Genomic DNA, 22,258 nt, shown 5'->3' on the forward strand with positions numbered 1-22,258 from the left:
AATGAAAAATCGTTTACACATAACTGATGATGACCGCTGGCAATCCGTTGTGGATCGTGACGCCGACGCTGACGGTCAGTTTGTTTTCGCCGTCCAGACTACCGGCATTTTCTGCCGTCCGTCCTGTCGGGCGAAACATGCGCTGCGCAAAAATGTCAGTTTCTTTGCCGATGCCCGGCAGGCGCTGGCCGCCGGTTTTCGTCCCTGTAAACGTTGTCAGCCGGATAAAGACAGCGCCCACCAGCATCGGCTGGAGAAAATAGCCCACGCCTGCCAGTTACTGGAGCAGGAATCTCCCCTCACGCTGGACGAGCTGGCGCAGCAGGTGGCGATGACCCCGTATCACTTACATCGCCTGTTCAAAGCCACAACGGGCATGACCCCCAAAGCGTGGCAGCAGTCCTGGCGCGCCCGCCGTCTGCGCGATGCCCTGGCGAAAGGCGTTCCGGTAACGCAGGCAATTCTCAACGCCGGATTTCCCGACAGCAGCAGCTACTACCGAAAAGCAGATCAGACGTTAGGCATGACCGCAAAGCAATTTAGTAAAGGTGGCGACAACGTTTCTGTACGCTATACCCTGGCAGATTGCTCTCTGGGTCGCTGTCTGGTGGCGGAAAGCGAACGCGGTATCTGCGCGATCTTACTTGGTGATGATGACGCTACGTTGGTTGCGGATCTGCATGAGCTGTTTCCCGCCGCTCAGGATGTGCCAGCAGATGCCGATTTTCAGCAGCGCGTGCGCGAAGTGATCGCCGCAATCAATGCGCGTGACGCGCCGTTATCGCTGCCGCTGGATATCCGGGGAACCGCATTTCAGCAGCAGGTGTGGCAGGCGTTGCGCGCAATTCCGTGCGGCGAAACGATGAGCTACCAGCAACTGGCCAGCGCCATTGGCAAACCGAAGGCGGTGCGTGCGGTGGCCAGCGCCTGTGGGGCGAATAAACTGGCAATCGTCATCCCGTGTCACCGGGTGATCCGCGGCGATGGCGCGCTTTCTGGCTACCGGTGGGGCATTGCGCGCAAAGCACAGTTACTGCAACGTGAAACGACTGGCGAGGAAACATAATGCTCGATCTCTTTGCGGATGCGAAACCTTGGCAGGAGCCGCTGGCGTCAGGCGCGGTTATTCTGCGACGCTTCGCTTTTGACTGCGCACCGTCTCTGCTGCAGGCGATAGCGGCTATCGCCAGACAGTCGCCGTTTCGCCAGATGGTGACGCCCGGCGGCTACACGATGTCGGTGGCAATGACCAACTGCGGTCGTCTGGGTTGGACGACCGATCAACATGGTTACCTTTATTCTCCTTTTGATCCGCTAACCGGCGCGCACTGGCCGCCGCTGCCGGATGCATTCGCTGACCTGTGCCAACAGGCAGCGACGGCGGCGGGCTATGCTGATTTTCAACCCGATGCCTGTCTGATTAACCGCTACACGCCAGGGGCAAAACTGTCCTTACATCAGGATAAAGACGAGCCCGACCTGCGGGCGCCGATTGTCTCGGTGTCGCTAGGATTGCCGGCCATCTTTCAATTTGGCGGCTTGCGCCGTAATGACCCCTTAAAGCGTTTGCTGCTGGAACATGGCGATGTAGTGGTGTGGGGCGGTACTTCGCGGCTGTTTTATCATGGGATCCAGCCGCTTAAGACGGGGTATCATCCGTTGACCGGAGACTGTCGCTACAATCTGACGTTTCGTCAGGCGGGTAAAAAGGAATAAAAATAAGAATTATTATTGCTGTCAGCGAAGAGATGTTTAAACTGCGGGCTGTTATTACTTGTCCGGGTTGTTCGCATGGAACTTTTACTTCTTGTCTGGCGGCAGTATCGCTGGCCATTTATCAGCGTCATGGCGCTCAGCCTCGCCAGCGCTGCGTTGGGGATTGGGCTGATTGCGTTTATCAACCAGCGTCTGATTGAAACGGTCGACACCACGCTGATGGTGCTGCCGGAGTTTCTTGGCCTGTTGTTGCTATTGATGGTTGTTACTCTCGGCTCTCAGCTGGCGTTGACCACGCTCGGCCACCACTTTGTCTACCGCCTGCGTAGCGAATTTATCAAACGTATTCTGGATACCCACGTCGAGCGTATTGAACAGCTTGGCAGCGCCTCGTTGCTGGCCGGTTTAACCAGCGACATTCGCAACATCACCATCGCCTTTGTTCGTCTGCCTGAGCTGGTGCAGGGGATTATCCTGACCATCGGATCGGCGGCGTATCTGGCGATGCTGTCGACCAAAATGCTGCTGGTGACGGCTATCTGGATGGCAATCACCATCTGGGGGGGATTTGTGCTGGTGGCGCGGGTGTATAAGCACATGGCTACCCTGCGCGAAACGGAAGACAAGTTGTACAACGATTATCAGACGGTGCTGGAAGGGCGCAAAGAGCTGATGCTCAACCGCGAGCGCGCCGAGCATATCTTTAATCAGATGTACGTCCCGGATGCCAAAGAGTACCGTCACCATATTATTCGCGCCGATACCTTCCACCTGAGCGCGGTCAACTGGTCAAACATTATGATGCTGGGCGCCATTGGCCTGGTGTTCTGGATGGCGAATAGTCTGGGCTGGGCGGATACCGCCGTGGCGGCGACTTACTCACTGACGCTGTTATTCCTGCGTACACCGCTGCTCTCTGCCGTTGGCGCGCTACCAACCCTGCTCACTGCGCAGGTGGCTTTCAACAAGCTGAATAAATTCGCACTGGCACCTTTTAAGGCCGAATTCCCGCGCCCAACCGCTTTTCCAAACTGGCAAACGCTGGAACTGCGTAACGTGGTTTTCCACTATCAGGATAATGCCTTTTCCGTAGGGCCGGTCAATCTGACGATTCATCGCGGTGAACTGATCTTCCTGATTGGCGGCAACGGCAGCGGGAAATCTACGCTGGCGATGTTACTGACCGGGCTATACCAGCCGCAGTCAGGTGAAATTTTGCTTGATGGTAAGGCCGTGGCCGTTGAAAAGCCGGAAGATTATCGCAAGCTGTTCTCCGCCGTGTTTACCGACGTCTGGCTGTTCGACAAACTGCTGGGGCCGGAAGGTAAAGAAGCCAATCCGCAGCTGGTAGCGAAGTGGCTGGAACATCTTAAGATGGGTCACAAGCTGGAGATGAACGATGGCCGCATCCTCAATCTGAAGCTGTCAAAAGGGCAGAAGAAACGCGTGGCGCTGCTGCTGGCTCTGGCGGAGGAGCGCGACATCATTCTGCTGGATGAATGGGCTGCCGATCAGGATCCCCATTTCCGTCGTGAGTTCTATCAGGTCCTGTTACCGCTGATGCAAGAAATGGGTAAAACTATCTTCGCCATTAGCCATGACGATCACTATTTTATTCACGCCGATCGTCTGCTGGAAATGCGTAACGGACAGTTGAGTGAACTGCTGGGCGATGAGCGTGATGCCGCCTCGCGTGACGCGGTGGCCCGCACTGCGTGATCCCACATGCCGCCGGTTTTTTATCCACCCGGCGGCACTGTTTATTGTTATTTACATAAATCGGCATCATGATTAATGATATTTCATATCATGGATTTATGATTAATGCCTGTAACAAACAAAAACAGCGCCAGACTGCGTGATGAAGAGCGTGCGCGTCTTATCTGGCTGCTGACCACTGATAAAGCCGTTGTTTCAACGCTATTGGGCAAGCTTACCCTGGCTGAGCAATATGACGTCGGCACGTTAGCCGACGATATTGCTGAGGTAGGGGCGCTGGTCGCCCACCTGCCGCCGCCCGATCTGGCGGATACCCTCGAAGCATTACCTTCTGAAGAGCGTCACGCCCTGTGGCGACTGGTCGAAAGTGAAAAGCGCGGTAACGTCCTGCTTGAGGCGTCTGAAAACGTCTGGGACGACCTGATCGATGAGATGAGCGACCGTGAGCTGCTGGATGCGTTGCAATACCTTGATATCGACGAACAGATTTATCTGGTTCAGCACCTCCCTCGTAACCTCACGGGTCGACTGTTGGCGACGTTACCGGCCGAGGAGCGGGCGCGCGTCCGCCAGGTGCTGCACTACGAGAAGAATCGCGTCGGTGCGATTATGGAGTTCGAAGTTATCACCGTGCGTCCGGACGTGACGCTGGAAGTGGTGCAACGCTACCTGCGGCGGCTGGGTAAAATGCCGGAGAACACCGATAAACTCTTCGTGACCGACCGCAATAAAGTGCTGGTCGGGGAACTGACGCTCACCTGTATTCTGCTCAATGACGTGCAGCGAAAAGTCAGCGAGGTGATGGAAGATGATCCGCTCACCTTTTCTCCGGAAGATATCGCCGAACACGCCGCGCGAACCTTTGAACGTGACGACCTGGTCAGTGCCGCGGTCGTTGACTCTTCAGGTAAACTGATGGGCCGTTTAACCATCGATGAGATCGTCGATGTGGTCTATGAAGAAACCGATACCGATCTGCGTCGAATGGGCGGCTTAAGTGCCGGAGAGGATGTGTTTGCCCCCGTCACGAAAGCGGTTAAAACCCGCTGGGCGTGGTTGGCCGTTAACCTTTGTACCGCCTTTATCGCTTCGCGAGTGATCGACGGCTTTGAACATACAATTTCGCAACTGGTCGCGCTGGCCTCGCTGATGCCGATTGTGGCGGGGATCGGCGGCAACACCGGGAATCAAACCATCACCATGATTGTTCGCGCGCTGGCGCTACAAAATATTCAGCCGGGAAACCTGACGTTTTTGATCCTGCGCGAAATGGGCGTGGCGTTGATTAATGGCCTCGTGTGGGGCGGAATTATGGGCGGCATTACCTGGTGGCTGTACGATGACATGGCGCTCGGCGGCGTAATGACCCTGGCGATGATGCTCAATTTGCTGATGGCGGCGTTGATGGGCGTTATTATTCCGATGACGATGGTGAAGCTCGGGCGCGACCCGGCGGTCGGCTCGAGCGTCATGATTACGGCAATCACCGATACCGGTGGTTTCTTTATTTTTCTCGGTCTGGCAACGCTGTTTCTGATGTAGCCGCACGTTTGCCTCTGACGATACGCGGCAGAATGAGCATCGTCATCACCCCGGCAACCACGCCAAGCGCCAGGTTGCCGGTTGACACCGTCGCCGCGACGGTCATCAGCATCACCAGCGTTTCAGTAACGGGGAGTTGCCGCAGCGTAGCGGGCTGGATGCTGTGCCAACTGAAGGTTTTCACCGCCACAATCACCATAATTCCCGCCAGCACCGACATGGGGATTTTCGCCATTACTTCGCTTAAGGCGGTGACCAGCAACAACAGCACCAGCCCGGCGGCGACCGTCGAGATGCGGCTGCGTCCTTTGCCCATCTCGACGTTAACGATGGTTTGACCAATCATCGCACACCCGGCGATGCCGCCATAAAAACCGGCCAGAATATTGGCTATCCCCAACCCGGCGCTCTCGCGATTCTTATTCGACGGCGTAACCGTCAGGTCATCCACCAGACGGGCGGTTAACAGCGACTCCATTAATCCGACAAAAGCGATGCTCAGCGCGCAGGGCCAGATAATCGCCAGCGTTTGCAGGTTGAGCGGTACCAATAACTGCGTGAATCCCGGCAGGCCGCCGCGCATTGAACCTTCGTCACCGACGGTCGGTAATAGTTGTCCGCTGGTGACAGTGAACACCGTCAGCAGCACGATGGCGATAAGCGGCGCGGGGATCGCTTTAATAAACCGCGGAACCCACAGCACAATCAACAGGGTCAGGACAAACAGCCCCCAGATTAGCGGGCTTTTACCCCAGAAATGCGGGACCTGGGCAAAGAAAATCAAAATACCCAGCGCGTTCACAAAACCGGTCATGACGGCTGTAGGAATGAATCGCATCAGACGCGCCATCCCCAATACGCCAAACAGGATCTGAATAATCCCGGCCAGCACCACCGCAGGCAGGATGTACTGGACGCCGTGTTGATGCACCATCGGGCCAATCACCAGCGCGACCGATCCTGCCGCTGCGGTAACCATTGCCGGACGGCCACCTAAAAATGACATTGCCAGGCACAGTACGACTGAGGCTATCAGGCTGACTTTAGGATCGACGCCGGCGATAACGGAAAAAGAGATCACTTCCGGGATCAGCGCCAGGGCGGTTACCACACCGGCCAGCGTTTCGCGAACCAGTAAACGGGGTTGGCGCAGCACTGCGCGCGTCGCGTGCTCCGCTACTGCGACAGAGGAGGGTTGAGTGACAGACATCGTTACTCTTAGGTCAAAAATGGCCCGATACAGCAGACCGACAGGCATCCGTGCGGTGAATAGCAAAGCGCAGCATAGTACCTGTCTGACGGACCGGTTTCCAGAAATGATTGTCAATAACCGTATAAACTATCAACGTATTAATAACATTTTTAAAAATTAAATATAATTTATAAACAATATTTAAATATTTTTACTTAAGTGTTACCGTTGATGCCGCTCGATTTTCACCTGCATTAAAAGCAAAAAAGCGATACTAAAAGTAAGGCATTAACATTATGAAAAAAGTGACTGCCATGCTCTTCACCATGGCCGTTGGGCTGAATGTTGTCTCGATGGCGGCAAAAGCGAAAGCGGCGGAAGAGCAGGAAACGGATGTACTGTTGATTGGCGGCGGCATCATGAGCGCCACGCTGGGAACCTATTTACAGGAGCTGGAACCGCAATGGTCAATGACCATGGTTGAGCGACTGGATGGTGTAGCGCAGGAAAGCTCAAACGGCTGGAATAACGCCGGAACAGGCCACTCCGCACTGATGGAGCTGAACTACACGCCTAAAAAGGCCGACGGTAGCATCAGCATTGAAAAGGCAGTCGAAATCAACGAAGCCTTCCAGATCTCCCGCCAGTTTTGGGCCTATCAGGTCAATAATGGCGTAATGCATGAACCACGCTCATTTATCACCACCGTTCCGCACATGAGTTTTGTCTGGGGTGACGAGAACGTGAACTTCCTGCGTGCCCGTTACACCGCACTGCAGCAGAGCACGTTATTCCGTGGCATGCGTTATTCCGAAGATCACGCGCAGATTAAAGAGTGGGCGCCGCTGGTCATGGAAGGCCGCGATCCGAAGCAGAAAGTCGCGGCAACGCGTACCGAGATTGGTACTGACGTAAACTACGGCGAAATCACGCGCCAGCTGATTGCCTCGTTGCAGAAAAAGCCCAACTTTGCGCTGCAGCTGAGTACCGAAGTGCGTGGCTTTAAACGCAATGCCGACAATAGCTGGACCGTCACGGTCGCCGATCTGAAAAATAACGAAGCGGAACATGATATTAAGGCGAAGTTTGTCTTTATCGGTGCCGGTGGCGCTGCGCTGAAGCTGTTGCAGGAAACCGACATTCCTGAAGCGAAAGGTTATGCCGGATTCCCGGTTGGCGGGCAGTTCCTGGTTGCGGATAATCCGGACGTGGTGAATCGCCACCTGGCGAAAGTGTACGGCCAGGCCTCCGTTGGCGCGCCGCCGATGTCCGTGCCGCACATCGATACCCGTATCCTTGATGGCAAACGCGTCGTGCTGTTTGGGCCATTCGCGACATTCTCCACCAAGTTCCTGAAAAACGGTTCATTGTGGGATCTGCTCAGCTCGACCACCACCTCGAACTTTATGCCGATGGTCAACGTGGGTCTGGATAACTTCGATCTGGTGAAATATCTGGTAAGCCAGGTGATGCTCAGCGATGACGACCGTTTTGCCGCGCTGCAAGAGTACTATCCGCAGGCGAAAAAAGAAGACTGGCGTTTATGGCAGGCGGGCCAGCGTGTGCAGATCATTAAAAGTGATGCGGAGAAGGGCGGTGTGCTGCGTCTGGGTACCGAAGTCGTCAGCGATAAAGAGGGCACCATTGCCGCGCTGCTGGGCGCTTCTCCGGGTGCATCAACCGCGGCGCCGATTATGCTGCATCTGATGGAAAAAGTGTTTAAAGATAAAGTGGCCAGCCCTGAATGGCAGGCGAAACTGAAAACCATTATTCCGTCTTATGGTACCAAGCTGAACGGTAACGTTGAAGCTACGGAACAAGAGCTGCAATACACCAGTGATGTTCTGGGGCTGAAATATGACAAGCCGCAGGCTGCTGATGAAGCGCCGAAACCTCAGGCGCAACCGCAGCCTGAGCAGAAAACTGTAGCGGATATCGCACTGTAAATAAAATGCCGGATAAGGCGGTACGCCGCCCTCCGGCACATTCTTACTTATCGCGCGACTGCGTCCTGAATCTTCTCTTCCGCTTTCCAGATACGGTATTTCACTTCCACGTTCTCCGGCGTATAGACCACAATCGGTAACTTGCTGTTGTAGCGCAGCATGCCGTCATCACCCAGATACGCGGTAATAAATTTCTTCTCTTTCTTACCGTCAGGGCAGGCCATCATGGTTGAAACCGGAGACGTCACTTTGTCGAAGACATAGTAGTCATATCCCCAACCTTCCAGCGTTTTGCTGTCCAGTTCTCCGCCCAGGCGGTGTTGGTTGCAGTCAACTTCCAGCGTTTGTCCGATCAGCAGTTCTACTTTAAGAGTAGATTCATCTTTCTCAGGGGTAAGCTGAATAACCTGGCGCTTCATACCCTTTTCCGCCTTAGGATAAGGGGCGACTTTTTCCAGCGGCTGAGCGCCGGCATCGTTACTGGCAGCCCATGCAGAGGCGCTGGCAAAGGCGGCGAAAAGTACGGCAGGGACAATTGTTTTCATCTTATTGTTCACAGTGTTTCCTTTCTTCTGTCTTATGAACGAGTCTGGGGCAGGTTAACATATTTACATAATCGATTAATCTGGATTTACTTATATTTTAAGTGTATTTGGTAGAGGTCTGCTTTCAGATTAGCGATATATTCTAAGAATAATCTTAATTATAAAATCATTCTCTTTTTGAGAGGTTCGTTATATACAGTGTTATATAACTCATTGAAATGTGAGCAAAAGCGCATTTTTTCCCGCCAACTCAACACTCCTTTGATCCGGCAACAGCATTTACCCCGATTGGGGTATGCACCTCTAACACATCCTGAAATATCTTACGACTAAAAATAACTACTCATAAATAGTGCAGTTTTTTATGTCGTTCAACCCGCCAGGGAAGGGCGTCATTATGGAAGGACAATGTCATGGTTGATTTATCCCGTCGAAGCATGTTGACAGGCAGTTGGCGAAACGCCAACTCAGGGATCCGTCCGCCCTGGAGCAAGGAAGACTCTCACTTTCTGGCCCATTGCCTTCGTTGTGACGCCTGCATCCAGGCGTGTGAAACCGACATCCTGCAGCGAGGCCAGGGCGGTTACCCGAGCGTAAATTTCAAACGCGGCGAGTGTAGCTTTTGCTATGCCTGCGCAGAGGCCTGTTCTGAATCCCTTTTTCTTCCGCGCCACACCAGGGCATGGGATCTGAATTTTACGATTGGGGAAAACTGTCTCGCACATCAGTCCGTTGAATGTCATCGCTGTCAGGATAGCTGTGAACCCATGGCCATAACCTTTCGTCCCACGCTGTCCGGCATTTATCAGCCGCAGCTCGACAATCAGGACTGTAACGGATGTGGCGCATGTGTCGCTATCTGCCCGGTATCAGCCATTAACGCGGAGTACAACCATGGACAATAACTGGCAGGTCTGCAGCCTGGTCGTTCAGGCCAAAAGTCAGCATATCAATGATATCGCCACGCAGTTGCGTTCGTTCCCCGGTTGCGAAGTTGCACTCAGCGATGTGGAAAGCGGTCAACTGATCGTGGTGGTGGAAGCTGAGCACAGCGAAACGTTAATGAAAACTATTGAGTCAGTGCGCAACGTTGCGGGCGTGCTGGCGGTGTCGCTGGTTTATCACCAGCAGGATGAGCAAGGTGAGGAAACACCATGAAACTCAGTCGTCGTAGCTTTATGAAAGCTAACGCCGTTGCGGCCGCTGCGGCGGCTGCCGGGTTAAGCGTGCCGGGCGTAGCCCGTGCGGTAGTCGGTCAGCAAGAAGCCATCAAATGGGACAAAGCCCCGTGCCGTTTTTGCGGGACGGGCTGTGGCGTATTGGTCGGGACGCAGCAAGGGCGTGTTGTGGCATGCCAGGGCGATCCGGATGCGCCGGTTAACCGTGGGCTTAACTGCATCAAAGGTTACTTCCTGCCGAAAATCATGTACGGAAAAGACCGTTTAACGCAGCCGATGCTGCGCATGAAGGACGGTAAGTATCACAAAGAAGGCGAGTTCACCCCGATTAGCTGGGACCAGGCCTTTAACGTGATGGAAGAGAAATTCAAAACGTCCCTGAAAGAGAAAGGCCCGGAGTCTATCGGTATGTTCGGCTCGGGTCAGTGGACGATTTGGGAAGGTTATGCCGCTGCCAAATTGTTTAAAGCGGGTTTCCGTTCGAATAACATCGACCCGAACGCGCGTCACTGCATGGCGTCAGCGGTAGTCGGCTTTATGCGTACCTTCGGTATGGATGAACCGATGGGCTGCTATGACGATATCGAGCATGCAGATGCTTTCGTCCTGTGGGGCGCGAATATGGCGGAGATGCACCCGATCCTGTGGTCGCGCATCACCAACCGTCGTCTGTCCGATCCCAATGTTAATGTCGCGGTGCTCTCCACCTTCCAGCACCGCAGCTTTGAGCTGGCGGATAACGGCATGGTCTTCACGCCGCAAACCGATCTGGTGATCCTCAACTACATCGCTAACTACATCATTCAAAACAATGCGATCAACCAGGAATTCTTTAGCAAGCACGTTAATCTGCGTAAAGGCGTGACGGACATTGGCTACGGTCTGCGTCCAACCCATCCGCTGGAAAAAGCGGCGAAAAACCCGGGATCCGATGCCTCTGAGCCGATGAGCTTTGAGGATTACAAAGCCTTTGTTGCCGAGTACACGCTGGATAAAACCGCCGAAATGACCGGCGTACCGAAAGATCAGCTGGAACAGCTGGCGCAGCTGTATGCCGATCCGAAGAAAAAAGTCATCTCCTACTGGACGATGGGCTTCAACCAGCATACCCGCGGCGTGTGGGCCAACAACCTGGTCTATAACCTGCACCTGTTGACCGGTAAAATCTCCCAGCCAGGCTGCGGTCCGTTCTCTTTGACCGGTCAGCCTTCCGCCTGCGGTACCGCGCGTGAAGTCGGTACGTTCTCCCACCGTCTGCCTGCGGACATGGTGGTTACGAACGAAAAACACCGCGATATCTGTGAGAAGCACTGGAATATTCCGGCGGGGACCATTCCGGCAAAAATCGGTCTGCATGCCGTGGCGCAAGACCGTGCGCTGAAAGATGGCAAGCTCAATGTCTACTGGGCGATGTGTACCAACAACATGCAGGCCGGTCCGAACATCAACGAAGAGCGTATGCCGGGCTGGCGCGATCCGCGCAACTTCATCATCGTCTCCGATCCGTACCCGACGGTCAGCGCTCTGTCGGCCGACCTGATCCTGCCGACCGCGATGTGGGTAGAGAAAGAAGGTGCTTACGGTAATGCGGAACGCCGTACACAGTTCTGGCGTCAGCAGATTAAAGCGCCGGGTGAATCGAAATCGGATCTGTGGCAACTGGTGCAGTTCTCTCGTCGCTTCAAAACAGAAGAAGTGTGGCCGGAAGCGCTGTTGGCACAGAAACCGGAACTGCGCGGCAAAACGCTGTATGACGTACTGTTTGCCACGCCTGCAGTGACGAAATTCCCGGTGGCTGAACTGGCAGAAGATCAGCTGAACGATGAATCCCGCGAGCTGGGTTTCTATCTGCAAAAAGGGCTGTTCGAAGAGTACGCCTGGTTTGGCCGCGGTCACGGGCATGACCTTGCGCCATTTGACGATTACCACAAAGCGCGCGGTTTACGCTGGCCGGTCGTTGAGGGCAAAGAGACCCAGTGGCGCTACAGCGAAGGCAACGACCCTTACGTGAAAGCGGGTGAAAGCTACAAGTTCTACGGTAAGCCGGACGGCAAAGCGGTCATCTTCGCGCTGCCATTTGAACCTGCCGCAGAAGCGCCGGATAAAGAGTACGACCTGTGGCTGTCTACCGGACGTGTGCTGGAGCACTGGCATACCGGCAGCATGACGCGTCGCGTACCTGAGCTGCACCGTGCTTTCCCGGAAGCTGTGCTGTTTATCCATCCGCTGGATGCAAAAGCACGCGATCTGCGCCGTGGCGACAAAGTCAAAGTGGTTTCCCGTCGTGGTGAAGTTATCTCGATAGTTGAAACGCGCGGGCGTAACCGTCCACCGCAGGGGCTGGTCTACATGCCGTTCTTCGACGCCGCACAGCTGGTGAACAACCTGACGCTGGATGCGACGGATCCGCTCTCCAAAGAGACGGATTTCAAGAAGTGCGCTGTGAAACTGGCGAAGGTGTAACGCGTTATGTCCCGGTCAGCAAAACCCCAAAATGGCCGCCGCCGCTTTCTGCGCGATATGGTTCGCGCAGCGGGCGGACTGGCCGTCGTTGGCGTGGCGCTGGGGTTGCAACAGCAAACCGCACGTGCAACCGGCGTGCGGCTGCGCCCGCCAGGCGCACTGAGCGAGGAGGCATTCGCCAGTGCCTGCGTGCGCTGTGGTCAGTGCGTTCAGGCCTGCCCGTATGACACGCTGAAGCTGGCGACGCTGGCCTCAGGGTTGGCTGCCGGTACGCCGTATTTTGTCGCGCGTGATATTCCCTGCGAAATGTGTGAAGACATTCCGTGCGCCAAAGTTTGCCCCAGCGGCGCGTTGGACAGGGACATTGAATCTATTGACGATTCACGCATGGGGCTGGCGGTACTGCTGGATCACGAAAACTGCCTCAACTATCAGGGATTACGCTGCGACGTTTGCTATCGCGAATGCCCGAAAATCGATGAGGCTATCACCCTGGAGCTGGACCGCAACATGCGTACCGGCAAGCATGCGCGGTTTATTCCGACCGTACACAGCGATGCCTGTACCGGCTGCGGGAAATGCGAAAAAGTCTGCGTCCTGGAGCAGCCAGCAATAAAAGTGCTACCCCTGTCGCTGGCGAAAGGGGAGTTAGGACACCATTACCGCTTCGGTTGGCTGGAGGGGAACAATGGCAAATCGTAAACGTGACGCCGGGCGTGAAGCGCAGGCAAAAAAAGGATGGTGGAAGAGTCATCGCTGGCTGGTGCTGCGTCGTCTGAGCCAGTTTCTGATACTGGCGATGTTCCTTAGCGGCCCGTGGCTTGGCGTCTGGATCCTGCATGGCAATTACAGTAGCAGCCTGTTGCTGGACTCCATCCCGTTCACCGATCCGCTGATTACCCTGCAAAGCCTGGCCAGCGGACACCTGCCGGCGACGGTTGCGTTAATGGGGGCGGTCATCATCACGGTGCTGTATGCCCTGGCGGGTAAGCGACTGTTTTGCAGTTGGGTTTGTCCCATGAACCCTGTCACCGATTTAGCCAGTTGGTTGCGCAGAAGGTTTGACCTGAATCAGTCTGCAACCCTGCCGCGCCATATACGGTACGTCCTGCTGGTGGTTATCCTGGTCGGTTCCGCCGTGACCGGTACGCTGCTGTGGGAGTGGATAAACCCAGTCTCTCTGCTCGGACGGAGCCTGGTCATGGGATTTGGCAGCGGGGCGCTGCTGATCCTCGCGCTGTTTTTATTTGATCTACTGGTCGTTGAGCATGGCTGGTGCGGGCATCTTTGCCCACTGGGTGCGCTGTATAGCGTGGTGGGGAGTAAAGGTGCATTAACCGTTTCGGCAAAAGAACGTAACAGATGTAACCGCTGTATGGATTGTTTTCATGTTTGCCCGGAACCGCATGTGCTACGTGCGCCGGTGCTGGATGAGCAAAGTCCGGTGCAGGTAACCAGCCGCGATTGCATGGCCTGCGGTCGCTGTGTGGATGTCTGTTCTGAGGATGTTTTTACAATAACAACACGATGGAGTTCGGGAGCGAAATCATGAAAAGCCATGACCTGATTAAAGCGCTGAGTCAATGGACGGCTGCGCTGGCCCTGGTAGTCAGTGGGGCCGTTTGGGCTGCAAACGGAGTGGATCTGAGTCAGTCACCGGAAGTCTCAGGGACACAAGAAGGGGCGATTCGCATGCCGAAAGAGCAAGTGCGTATGCCGCTGAACTATGTGAATCAGCCGCCGATGGTTCCGCACAGCGTTGAAGGGTATCAGGTGACGACTAATACTAACCGCTGCCTGCAATGTCACGGTGTGGAAAGCTATCGCACCACCGGTGCGCCGCGCATCAGTCCGACGCACTTTATGGACAGCGACGGTAAGGTATTGGCTGAAGTCGCGCCGCGTCGTTATTTCTGCCTGCAATGTCACGTGCCGCAGGCTGACGCCGCGCCGATTGTTGAAAATACCTTCACCCCCTCGAAAGGTTACGGGAAATAAGAGGTCATTATGGAAAATTCTAACCGTAAACCAGGCTGGATTAAGCGCGTCTGGCAATGGTGGCGTCGCCCCAGCCGTCTGGCGCTCGGCACGCTGTTGTTAATCGGCTTTGTGGGCGGCATTATTTTCTGGGGCGGCTTTAATACCGGTATGGAAAAGGCCAATACAGAAGAGTTCTGCATTAGCTGTCACGAAATGCGCAATACGGTGTACCAGGAATACATGGAAACCGTACACTACAACAACCGTAGTGGTGTGCGAGCGACTTGCCCTGATTGCCACGTCCCACATGAGTGGGGTCCGAAAATGATTCGTAAGATCAAGGCCAGTAAAGAGCTGTACGCGAAAGCACTGGGGCTGATAGATACACCGCAGAAATTTGAAGACCATCGTTTAACGATGGCGCAAAATGAGTGGCGGCGTATGAAAGATAACAATTCGCAAGAGTGTCGAAACTGTCACAACTTCGAGTTTATGGATTTAACCGCCCAGAAAGGCGTTGCGGCCAAAATGCACGACCAGGCCGTGAAAGACGGGCAAACCTGTATTGACTGTCATAAAGGGATAGCGCACAAACTGCCTGATATGCGCGAAGTCAAACCGGGATTTTAACAGGATGTAGATAACCAGGTATGCTTGAAGCCAGAGAATTACTTTGCGAGCGGGATGACAGAATACTGTTCAGCGATTTGTCATTTCGCGTCAACGCAGGGGAATGGGTACAAATTACCGGCAGCAACGGCGCAGGGAAAACCACTTTGCTGCGGTTACTTACCGGGCTGGCGCGTCCCGACGCAGGGGAGGTTTGCTGGCAAGAGCAACCGCTGCATCACGTGCGGGACAGCTACCATCAACAACTGCTGTGGATCGGACATCAGCCGGGGATAAAAACCCGGCTTTCGGCGTTGGAAAACCTGCGTTTCTTTCACCATGACGGCGACGTCGCACAGTGTCTGGCTGCGCTGGCGCAGGCGGGGCTTGCCGGATATGAAGATATCCCGGTGAATCAACTCTCCGCCGGACAACAGCGGCGCGTGGCGCTGGCCCGTTTGTGGCTGACCCGCGCCCGGCTGTGGATCCTCGACGAACCCTTTACCGCCATTGATGTGAACGGCGTTGAGCGACTGACTCAGCGTATGGCGCAGCATACGGAGCAGGGCGGTATTGTTATTCTCACCACCCACCAACCGCTCAATGTCGAGACCGATAAAGTGCGACGTATTGCGCTGACCAGCGAGAGGGCAACGCAATGATGTGGCGAATCTTCCGTTTAGAACTACGAGTTGCGTTTCGTCATAGTGCGGAAATCGCCAATCCTTTATGGTTCTTCCTGATTGTTATTACGCTGTTCCCGCTGAGCATTGGGCCGGAGCCGCAACTGCTGGCGCGTATTGCACCGGGCATCATCTGGGTTGCGGCGCTGCTGGCGTCGTTGCTGGCGCTGGAGCGCCTGTTTCGTGATGATCTGCAGGACGGCAGCCTTGAGCAACTGATGCTGTTGCCGCTGCCGCTGCCGGCAGTGGTGCTGGCGAAAGTGATGGCGCACTGGGTCGTGACCGGCCTGCCGCTGCTGATCCTCTCGCCGCTGGTGGCGTTGCTGCTCGGCATGGACATGTACGGCTGGAAAATTATGGCGCTGACCTTGTTACTCGGGACGCCGACGCTGGGCTTCCTCGGCGCGCCGGGCGTGGGGTTGACGGTGGGCTTAAAGCGCGGCGGCGTGCTGTTAAGCGTGCTGGTACTCCCGCTCACCATACCCTTACTGATTTTTGCGACCGCGGCGATGGATGCGGCTTCCATGCACTTACCGGTTGAAGGGTACATGGCGATTCTGGGCGCGTTGCTGGTCGGCAGCGCCACGCTAAGCCCGTTTGCCACAGCTGCGGCGTTACGGATAAGCGTGCAGTAGCGCAGTTGAGATATGCAGGCCGGGCAAGGCGCTCCGGCACAATGGATATTAATTTACGGAGTCTGGTGACTGAACTATGTGGAAAACACTTCATCAATTGGCGATGCCTCCTCGGCTCTATCAGATCTGTGGCTGGTTTATCCCGTGGCTGGCGATTGCCAGCGCGGTGGTACTGATAACCGGATTGATCTGGGGCTTTGGCTTCGCGCCTGCGGATTATCAGCAGGGGCAGAGCTATCGCATTATTTATCTGCACGTTCCGGCAGCAATCTGGTCGATGGGTATTTATGCATCGATGGCCGTTGCCGCGTTTATTGGCCTGGTCTGGCAGATGAAAATGGCCAATCTGGCGCTGGCCGCGATGGCGCCCATTGGTGCCGTGTTTACCTTTATTGCGCTGGTGACGGGCTCTGCATGGGGCAAACCGATGTGGGGCACCTGGTGGGTCTGGGATGCCCGACTCACCTCTGAACTGGTGCTGCTGTTTCTCTACGTTGGCGCCATTGCGCTGTGGCATGCCTTTGACGACCGCCGTCTGGCTGGTCGCGCTGCCGGCATTCTGGTGCTGATTGGCGTGGTCAACTTGCCGATTATTCACTACTCGGTCGAGTGGTGGAATACGCTGCATCAGGGGTCGACCCGTATGCAGCAGAGTATCGATCCGGCAATGCGCGCGCCGCTGCGTCTGGCGATCGTCGGCTACCTGTTACTGTTTGTCACGCTGGCGCTGATGCGCATGCGTAACCTGATTTTGATGATGGAAAAACGCCGCCCGTGGGTGAGCGAACTGATCTTAAAAAGAGGCCGCCAATGACCCCTGCATTTGCATCATGGAGTGATTTTTTCGCGATGGGCGGTTACGCCTTGTATGTCTGGCTGGCTGTGGCGATGAGCATTGTCCCGCTGGTGGCGCTGGTGCTGCATTCTGCGTTACAGCATCGTGCAATCTTACGCGGTGTCGCGCAGCAGCGGGCGAGAGAAGCGCGCATGCGCGCGGCGCAAGTGCAACGGGAGGCGGCGTGAATATTCGACGTAAAAATCGGTTATGGATAGCCTGCGCGGTCCTGGCAGGTCTGGCTTTGACCATTTCGCTGGTGCTCTACGCGCTGCGTTCCAATATCGATCTGTTCTATACGCCGGGAGAGATACTCTACGGTAAGCGCGAAACGCAGCAAATGCCTGAAGTCGGCCAGCGCCTGCGCGTGGGCGGTATGGTAATGCCTGGCAGCGTAAAGCGCGATCCGCAGTCGTTGAAGGTGAATTTCAGCATCTATGACGCCGAAGGTGTGGTGGATGTCACCTATGAAGGCATTCTGCCGGATCTGTTCCGCGAAGGGCAGGGCGTCGTCGTTCAGGGCGAACTGGACGGGGGAAATCATGTGCAGGCCAAAGAAGTGCTTGCTAAACATGATGAAAATTACACCCCGCCGGAAGTCGAAAAAGCGATGCAGGAAAACCACCGTCGCCCGGAAAGTGTTTATAAGGATAAAACGTCATGATGCCTGAAATTGGCAATGCGCTGTTGTGCCTTGCGCTTGGCGTTGCATTACTGCTGTCGGTCTATCCGCTTTGGGGCGTAGCGCGTGGCGACGTGCGGATGATGGCCTCCGCGCGTCCCTTTGCCTGGGTACTGTTTATCTGTGTGATGGGGGCGTTCCTGATTCTGGTCAACGCCTTCGTGGTTAATGACTTTACCGTGACCTACGTCGCCAGCAACTCCAACACCCAGCTTCCGGTCTGGTATCGGGTGGCGGCGACGTGGGGGGCGCATGAAGGCTCGCTGCTGCTGTGGGTGCTGCTGTTGAGCGGCTGGACGTTCGCCGTTGCAGCGTTCAGCCAGCGCATGCCGCTGGATATCGTCGCCCGCGTGCTGGCGGTCATGGGAATGGTCAGCGTCGGTTTCCTGCTGTTTATTCTGTTTACCTCCAACCCGTTTGCCCGCACGTTGCCGAACTTCCCGATTGAAGGACGTGACCTGAACCCGCTGTTGCAGGATCCGGGGCTGATTTTCCATCCGCCGCTGCTGTACATGGGGTATGTCGGCTTCTCGGTCGCCTTTGCGTTTGCGATTGCTGCGCTGATGAGCGGACGACTGGACAGCACATTCGCCCGTTTTTCGCGTCCGTGGACGCTGGCGGCGTGGGTGTTTCTGACGCTGGGCATTGTGCTCGGTTCGGCCTGGGCCTATTACGAGCTGGGCTGGGGCGGCTGGTGGTTCTGGGATCCGGTTGAAAACGCCTCGTTTATGCCATGGCTGGTGGGAACGGCGCTGATGCACTCGTTGTCGGTAACCGAACAGCGCGCCAGCTTTAAAGCCTGGACGCTGTTGCTGTCAATCTGCGCATTCTCACTTTGTCTGTTAGGTACTTTCCTGGTGCGCTCCGGCGTACTGGTGTCGGTGCATGCTTTCGCCTCCGATCCGTCGCGCGGGATGTTTATTCTGGCCTTTATGGTGCTGGTAATTGGCGGCTCCCTGCTGCTGTTTGCGGTGCGCGGTCACAAGGTTCGCTCACGGGTGAACAACGCGCTGTGGTCGCGTGAATCACTGCTGCTGGGGAATAACGTCCTGCTGATTGCCGCCATGCTGGTGGTGCTACTGGGCACGCTGCTGCCGCTGGTGCACAAACAGCTGGGGCTGGGCAGCATTTCGATTGGCGAGCCGTTTTTCAACACCATGTTCACCTGGCTGATGGCGCCGTTCGCACTGTTGTTGGGGATTGGGCCATTAGTGCGCTGGGGCCGTGACCGACCGCGTAAACTGAAAACGCTATTGCTTATCGCGTTTGTCACCACCCTTGTTCTGTCGCTGCTGCTGCCGTGGCTGCTTGAGGATCGCATTGCCGCCATGACAGTGGTGGGGCTGGCGATGGCGTGCTGGATATTCGTACTGGCGATGTCCGAAGCGTTCCTGCGTATTTCCCGTGGGACAAAGCTAACGCCAAGCTACTGGGGCATGGTATCGGGTCACGTCGGGCTGGCGATTACCATTGTTGGTATTGCCTTTAGCCAGAACTACAGCGTTGAACGCGATGTGCGCATGAAAGCGGGTGATAGCGTTAGTATCCATAACTATCAGTTCACTTTCCGCGAAGTGAAAGATATTACCGGGCCAAACTACCGGGGCGGCGTTGCCATTATTGGCGTTACCCGAGATGGTAAGCCGGAAGCCACGCTGCATGCGGAAAAACGCTTCTATAACAGCACCAGTTCGATGATGACCGAAGCGGCAATTGACGGCGGATTCACGCGCGATCTGTACGCTGCGCTGGGTGAAGAACTGGATAATGGCGCATGGGCTGTACGCCTGTACTACAAACCGTTTATTCGCTGGATTTGGGCCGGAGGATTGCTGATGGCGCTGGGCGGGTTGTTCTGCCTGTTTGATCCACGCTATCGCCAGCGGACGCGTCCTCGCGCCGCGGTGCAAAAAAATGCGTCGGAGGCTGTATGAAGCGCAACGCACTGTTAATTCCGTTTATTATTTTTCTCATCATTGCGGCGGCGCTGTTGTGGCAGCTCGCGCGTAACGCTCAGGGGGACGATCCCACTAATCTGGAATCGGCGCTGATCGGCAAACCTGTTCCGACATTCCGCCTGGAGTCACTGGAAAATCCGGGTCAGCACTATCAGGCCGATGTGCTGACGCAGGGCAAACCGGTATTGCTGAACGTCTGGGCGACCTGGTGCCCGACCTGTCGCGCCGAGCATCAGTATCTGAATCAGCTGTCTGCGCAAGGCGTGCGGGTAGTGGGTCTGAACTATAAAGATGATCGTCAGAAAGCCATTGTCTGGCTGAAAGAGCTTGGTAATCCTTACTCATTAAGTCTGTTTGACGGCGACGGTATGCTCGGTCTGGATCTAGGCGTGTACGGTGCTCCGGAGACGTTCCTGATCGACGGCAAAGGCATTATTCGCTATCGCCATGCCGGCGATCTGAACGCCCGGGTGTGGGAGAGCGAGATCAAACCGTTATGGGACAAGTACAGTAAGGAGGCTGCGCAATGAGATTTTTACTGGGCCTGCTAATGCTGGTTATCTCGGGATCCGCGCTTGCGACTATCGACGTGATGCAGTTTAAGGACGAAGCGCAGGAGCAGCAGTTCCGCCAGCTTACTGAACAACTGCGTTGTCCTAAATGCCAGAACAACAGCATTGCCGATTCTAACTCGATGATTGCCACCGACCTGCGTCAGAAAGTGTACGAACTGATGCAGGAAGGAAAAAGCCAGAAAGAAATTGTCGATTACATGGTGGCGCGCTACGGCAACTTCGTCACGTACGATCCGCCGTTAACGCCGCTTACCGTGCTGCTGTGGGTGATGCCGGTGGTAGCGATTGGTCTGGGGGGCTGGATTATTTTCGCCCGTACTCGCCGACGCGTCCGGGTGAAACAGGAAGAGTTTCCTGACGATGTTATTCCGAATGGCAAGCGCGGTGGATTCGGGTTGTTTGTGCCTGGGATCGTGGTGGCGCTGGTGGTTGGCGCAGTAAGCTATTACCAAATCGGCAGCTATAAGCAGGTTCAGGTCTGGCAGCAGGCCACTGCTCAGGCTCCGGCGCTGCTGGAACGGGCGTTGGATCCGAAAGCGGAACCGCTCAATGAAGAAGATATGGCGCGTCTGGCGCTGGGGCTGCGCACACGTTTACAAGCCGATCCCGCAAATGTTGAAGGCTGGATCATGCTTGGACGCATTGGCATGGTTCTCGGTAACGCCAGTACGGCCACTGAAGCCTATGCCAATGCCTATCGACTGGATCCTAAAAACAGCGATGCGGCGCTGGGCTATGCGGAAGCGCTGACCCGTTCTTCCGATCCTGATGATAACCGTCGGGGAGGGGAGCTGCTACGCCAACTGGTGCGTGGCGAACATGCCAACGTGCGGGTTCTCAGCATGTACGCTTTCAACGCCTTTGAACAGCAGCGCTTCGGCGAGGCGGTTGCGGCGTGGGAGATGATGCTGAAACTATTACCTGCCAACGATACCCGTCGGGCGGTAATAGAACGGAGCATTAAGCAGGCGATGGAGCAGCTAACGCCGCAGGAGAAATAAGTATCCAGAATAGCCCCGATAGCGCTTAGCATATCGGGGCTATCCGGCCTCTTCATGGATTACTGCATTCCGCGCGTTTGTAAAAACAGGATGGTGGCAGCAACGCGAGAGCGCACATTGAGTTTGCGCAGCAGGTTGCGAATATGCACTTTCACTGTCTGTTCGGAAATATTCAGCACTGACGCAATCTGTTTGTTCGACAGCCCCTGAGCCAGTTCATGCAATACATCCAGTTCACGTTCGGTGAGAATGCTGAAGGGATCTTCTTGTGCGCCGAACAGATCGCGTTCGCGCAGATATTCGCTGACGCGTGTGCTAAAAGCTTTACCGCCTTTGGCGCCGCTGCGAATGGCCTCCAGCAGGACTTCAGGATCGCTGTCTTTGAGTAAATAACCATCCGCGCCGGCATCAATTAAGGCGTACACATCGCTGGCGGCATCCGAGACGGTAAGAATAATAATTTGCGCGGTGACGCCATCCCGGCGCAGCGCATTCAGGGTGTCCAGTCCGCTCATGCCTTTCATATTGAGATCCAGCAGGATCACATCCAGGTCCAGACGGTTAGCCAGATCGATAGCGCTGGCACCGTCACCTGCTTCCGCGACTACGTTAAATGCGGGATCCAGTTGCAATAATTGACTAATTCCTCGCCGCATTAGTGGGTGGTCGTCGACAATCAGCACCCGAAAAGGCGTTGCTTCAGGCATACTATTCTCCTGAGTTTTTATTAGTATCATTATTGTTTTCAGCGCATCACTCGTCTAGTTTCATCGCGCTGATGAGAGGGTAAATTTTACCCCAATTTGTGCATGGGTAAGTAGTAAAACCTGTGCTAAAGGCCGGGGTAATAATAAGGAACGTGGAATCGCGGGCATAAAAACACCAACCATGAAGGTTGGTTTTTCTGGGATTTTTGGTCGGCACGAGAGGATTTGAACCTCCGACCCCCGACACCCCATGACGGTGCGCTACCAGGCTGCGCTACGTGCCGACGCTATG

At 55.4% G+C, this 22,258-nt stretch carries 23 protein-coding genes and 1 tRNA gene; 20 read left to right on the forward strand and 4 right to left on the reverse strand.

Annotated features, from left to right (window positions below; translation table 11 throughout):
• Position 1: 1 nt before the first annotated feature.
• From ada to mgtE, 4 genes are all read left to right on the forward strand, one after another.
• The gene (gene ada / locus GFC06_RS12065; protein WP_153690194.1) at positions 2-1,066 is read left to right on the forward strand and encodes a bifunctional DNA-binding transcriptional regulator/O6-methylguanine-DNA methyltransferase Ada; all 1,065 of its coding nucleotides are present in this window, start codon (positions 2-4) and stop codon (positions 1,064-1,066) included.
• On the forward strand, positions 1,066-1,716 hold the full coding sequence (alkB, locus tag GFC06_RS12070; protein WP_016153784.1) for a DNA oxidative demethylase AlkB: 651 nt from the start codon (positions 1,066-1,068) through the stop codon (positions 1,714-1,716). Before ada ends, alkB begins: the two co-directional genes overlap by 1 nt.
• A 75-nt stretch (positions 1,717-1,791) precedes the next feature.
• Complete coding sequence (locus GFC06_RS12075) at positions 1,792-3,435, forward strand: multidrug ABC transporter permease/ATP-binding protein (protein ID WP_103766564.1); 1,644 nt, start codon at positions 1,792-1,794, stop codon at positions 3,433-3,435.
• 105 nt (positions 3,436-3,540) lie between these two features.
• A complete protein-coding gene (gene mgtE, locus GFC06_RS12080) occupies positions 3,541-4,977 on the forward strand; it encodes a magnesium transporter (RefSeq protein WP_016153782.1) in 1,437 nt (478 codons plus the stop codon).
• Here the strand turns inward: mgtE and GFC06_RS12085 are convergent.
• The gene (locus GFC06_RS12085; RefSeq protein WP_153690195.1) at positions 4,940-6,187 is read right to left on the reverse strand and encodes a SulP family inorganic anion transporter; all 1,248 of its coding nucleotides are present in this window, start codon (positions 6,185-6,187) and stop codon (positions 4,940-4,942) included. The genes mgtE and GFC06_RS12085 overlap by 38 nt on opposite strands.
• Before the next feature lie 278 nt (positions 6,188-6,465).
• Here GFC06_RS12085 and mqo point away from each other — a divergent pair, with 278 nt between their 5' ends.
• A complete protein-coding gene (gene mqo / locus GFC06_RS12090; protein ID WP_049281468.1) occupies positions 6,466-8,115 on the forward strand; it encodes a malate dehydrogenase (quinone) in 1,650 nt (549 codons plus the stop codon).
• A gap of 47 nt (positions 8,116-8,162) precedes the next feature.
• Here the strand turns inward: mqo and eco are convergent, their stop codons facing one another.
• Complete coding sequence (gene eco / locus GFC06_RS12095; RefSeq protein WP_029139607.1) at positions 8,163-8,660, reverse strand: serine protease inhibitor ecotin; 498 nt, start codon at positions 8,658-8,660, stop codon at positions 8,163-8,165.
• Positions 8,661-9,073: 413 nt separating this feature from the next.
• Here eco and napF point away from each other — a divergent pair, with 413 nt between their 5' ends.
• From napF to GFC06_RS12170, 15 genes are all read left to right on the forward strand, one after another.
• The gene (napF, locus tag GFC06_RS12100) at positions 9,074-9,565 is read left to right on the forward strand and encodes a ferredoxin-type protein NapF (protein WP_153690196.1); all 492 of its coding nucleotides are present in this window, start codon (positions 9,074-9,076) and stop codon (positions 9,563-9,565) included.
• Positions 9,555-9,818 carry a chaperone NapD gene (gene napD / locus GFC06_RS12105; RefSeq protein ID WP_016153776.1) on the forward strand — a complete coding sequence of 88 codons (264 nt, stop codon included), beginning with the start codon at positions 9,555-9,557 and terminating at the stop codon, positions 9,816-9,818. The genes napF and napD overlap by 11 nt, the downstream gene beginning before the upstream one ends.
• Positions 9,815-12,301, forward strand: coding sequence for a nitrate reductase catalytic subunit NapA (gene napA, locus GFC06_RS12110; protein WP_153690197.1), 2,487 nt, complete (start codon positions 9,815-9,817; stop codon positions 12,299-12,301). The genes napD and napA overlap by 4 nt, the downstream gene beginning before the upstream one ends.
• A 6-nt stretch (positions 12,302-12,307) precedes the next feature.
• Positions 12,308-13,003: a ferredoxin-type protein NapG gene (gene napG / locus GFC06_RS12115; protein WP_016153774.1), complete on the forward strand. Its 696-nt coding sequence runs from the start codon at positions 12,308-12,310 to the stop codon at positions 13,001-13,003.
• On the forward strand, positions 12,990-13,853 hold the full coding sequence (gene napH, locus GFC06_RS12120; RefSeq protein ID WP_049281464.1) for a quinol dehydrogenase ferredoxin subunit NapH: 864 nt from the start codon (positions 12,990-12,992) through the stop codon (positions 13,851-13,853). Before napG ends, napH begins: the two co-directional genes overlap by 14 nt.
• Positions 13,850-14,299 carry a nitrate reductase cytochrome c-type subunit gene (gene napB / locus GFC06_RS12125; RefSeq protein ID WP_016153772.1) on the forward strand — a complete coding sequence of 150 codons (450 nt, stop codon included), beginning with the start codon at positions 13,850-13,852 and terminating at the stop codon, positions 14,297-14,299. Before napH ends, napB begins: the two co-directional genes overlap by 4 nt.
• A gap of 9 nt (positions 14,300-14,308) precedes the next feature.
• Complete coding sequence (gene napC, locus GFC06_RS12130) at positions 14,309-14,911, forward strand: cytochrome c-type protein NapC (protein WP_003027548.1); 603 nt, start codon at positions 14,309-14,311, stop codon at positions 14,909-14,911.
• 20 nt (positions 14,912-14,931) lie between these two features.
• Positions 14,932-15,552, forward strand: a complete 621-nt coding sequence (gene ccmA / locus GFC06_RS12135; protein ID WP_016153771.1) for a cytochrome c biogenesis heme-transporting ATPase CcmA — start codon at positions 14,932-14,934, stop codon at positions 15,550-15,552.
• Entirely contained in the window at positions 15,549-16,208 is a 660-nt protein-coding gene (gene ccmB / locus GFC06_RS12140) for a heme exporter protein CcmB (RefSeq protein WP_003027542.1), read from the forward strand. Before ccmA ends, ccmB begins: the two co-directional genes overlap by 4 nt.
• A gap of 76 nt (positions 16,209-16,284) precedes the next feature.
• Positions 16,285-17,022 (forward strand): heme ABC transporter permease, encoded by a 738-nt coding sequence (locus GFC06_RS12145; protein WP_016153769.1) that lies wholly within the window; start codon positions 16,285-16,287, stop codon positions 17,020-17,022.
• Entirely contained in the window at positions 17,019-17,231 is a 213-nt protein-coding gene (ccmD, locus tag GFC06_RS12150) for a heme exporter protein CcmD (protein WP_016153768.1), read from the forward strand. The genes GFC06_RS12145 and ccmD overlap by 4 nt, the downstream gene beginning before the upstream one ends.
• Positions 17,228-17,707 carry a cytochrome c maturation protein CcmE gene (gene ccmE / locus GFC06_RS12155; RefSeq protein ID WP_016153767.1) on the forward strand — a complete coding sequence of 160 codons (480 nt, stop codon included), beginning with the start codon at positions 17,228-17,230 and terminating at the stop codon, positions 17,705-17,707. The genes ccmD and ccmE overlap by 4 nt, the downstream gene beginning before the upstream one ends.
• The gene (locus tag GFC06_RS12160) at positions 17,704-19,659 is read left to right on the forward strand and encodes a heme lyase CcmF/NrfE family subunit (protein ID WP_153690198.1); all 1,956 of its coding nucleotides are present in this window, start codon (positions 17,704-17,706) and stop codon (positions 19,657-19,659) included. The genes ccmE and GFC06_RS12160 overlap by 4 nt, the downstream gene beginning before the upstream one ends.
• The gene (gene dsbE / locus GFC06_RS12165; protein WP_003834613.1) at positions 19,656-20,213 is read left to right on the forward strand and encodes a thiol:disulfide interchange protein DsbE; all 558 of its coding nucleotides are present in this window, start codon (positions 19,656-19,658) and stop codon (positions 20,211-20,213) included. Before GFC06_RS12160 ends, dsbE begins: the two co-directional genes overlap by 4 nt.
• A complete protein-coding gene (locus tag GFC06_RS12170) occupies positions 20,210-21,259 on the forward strand; it encodes a cytochrome c-type biogenesis protein CcmH (RefSeq protein WP_131405172.1) in 1,050 nt (349 codons plus the stop codon). Before dsbE ends, GFC06_RS12170 begins: the two co-directional genes overlap by 4 nt.
• 59 nt (positions 21,260-21,318) lie before the next feature.
• Here GFC06_RS12170 and narP read toward each other — a convergent pair whose 3' ends face one another.
• Both narP and GFC06_RS12180 read right to left on the reverse strand, forming a co-directional pair.
• Positions 21,319-21,966 (reverse strand): nitrate/nitrite response regulator protein NarP, encoded by a 648-nt coding sequence (narP, locus tag GFC06_RS12175; RefSeq protein ID WP_016153764.1) that lies wholly within the window; start codon positions 21,964-21,966, stop codon positions 21,319-21,321.
• Between the two features lie 207 nt (positions 21,967-22,173).
• A tRNA-Pro gene (locus GFC06_RS12180) sits at positions 22,174-22,250 on the reverse strand.
• Positions 22,251-22,258 lie beyond the last annotated feature (8 nt).

The organism is Citrobacter braakii (assembly GCF_009648935.1).
Taxonomy (GTDB): domain Bacteria; phylum Pseudomonadota; class Gammaproteobacteria; order Enterobacterales; family Enterobacteriaceae; genus Citrobacter; species Citrobacter braakii.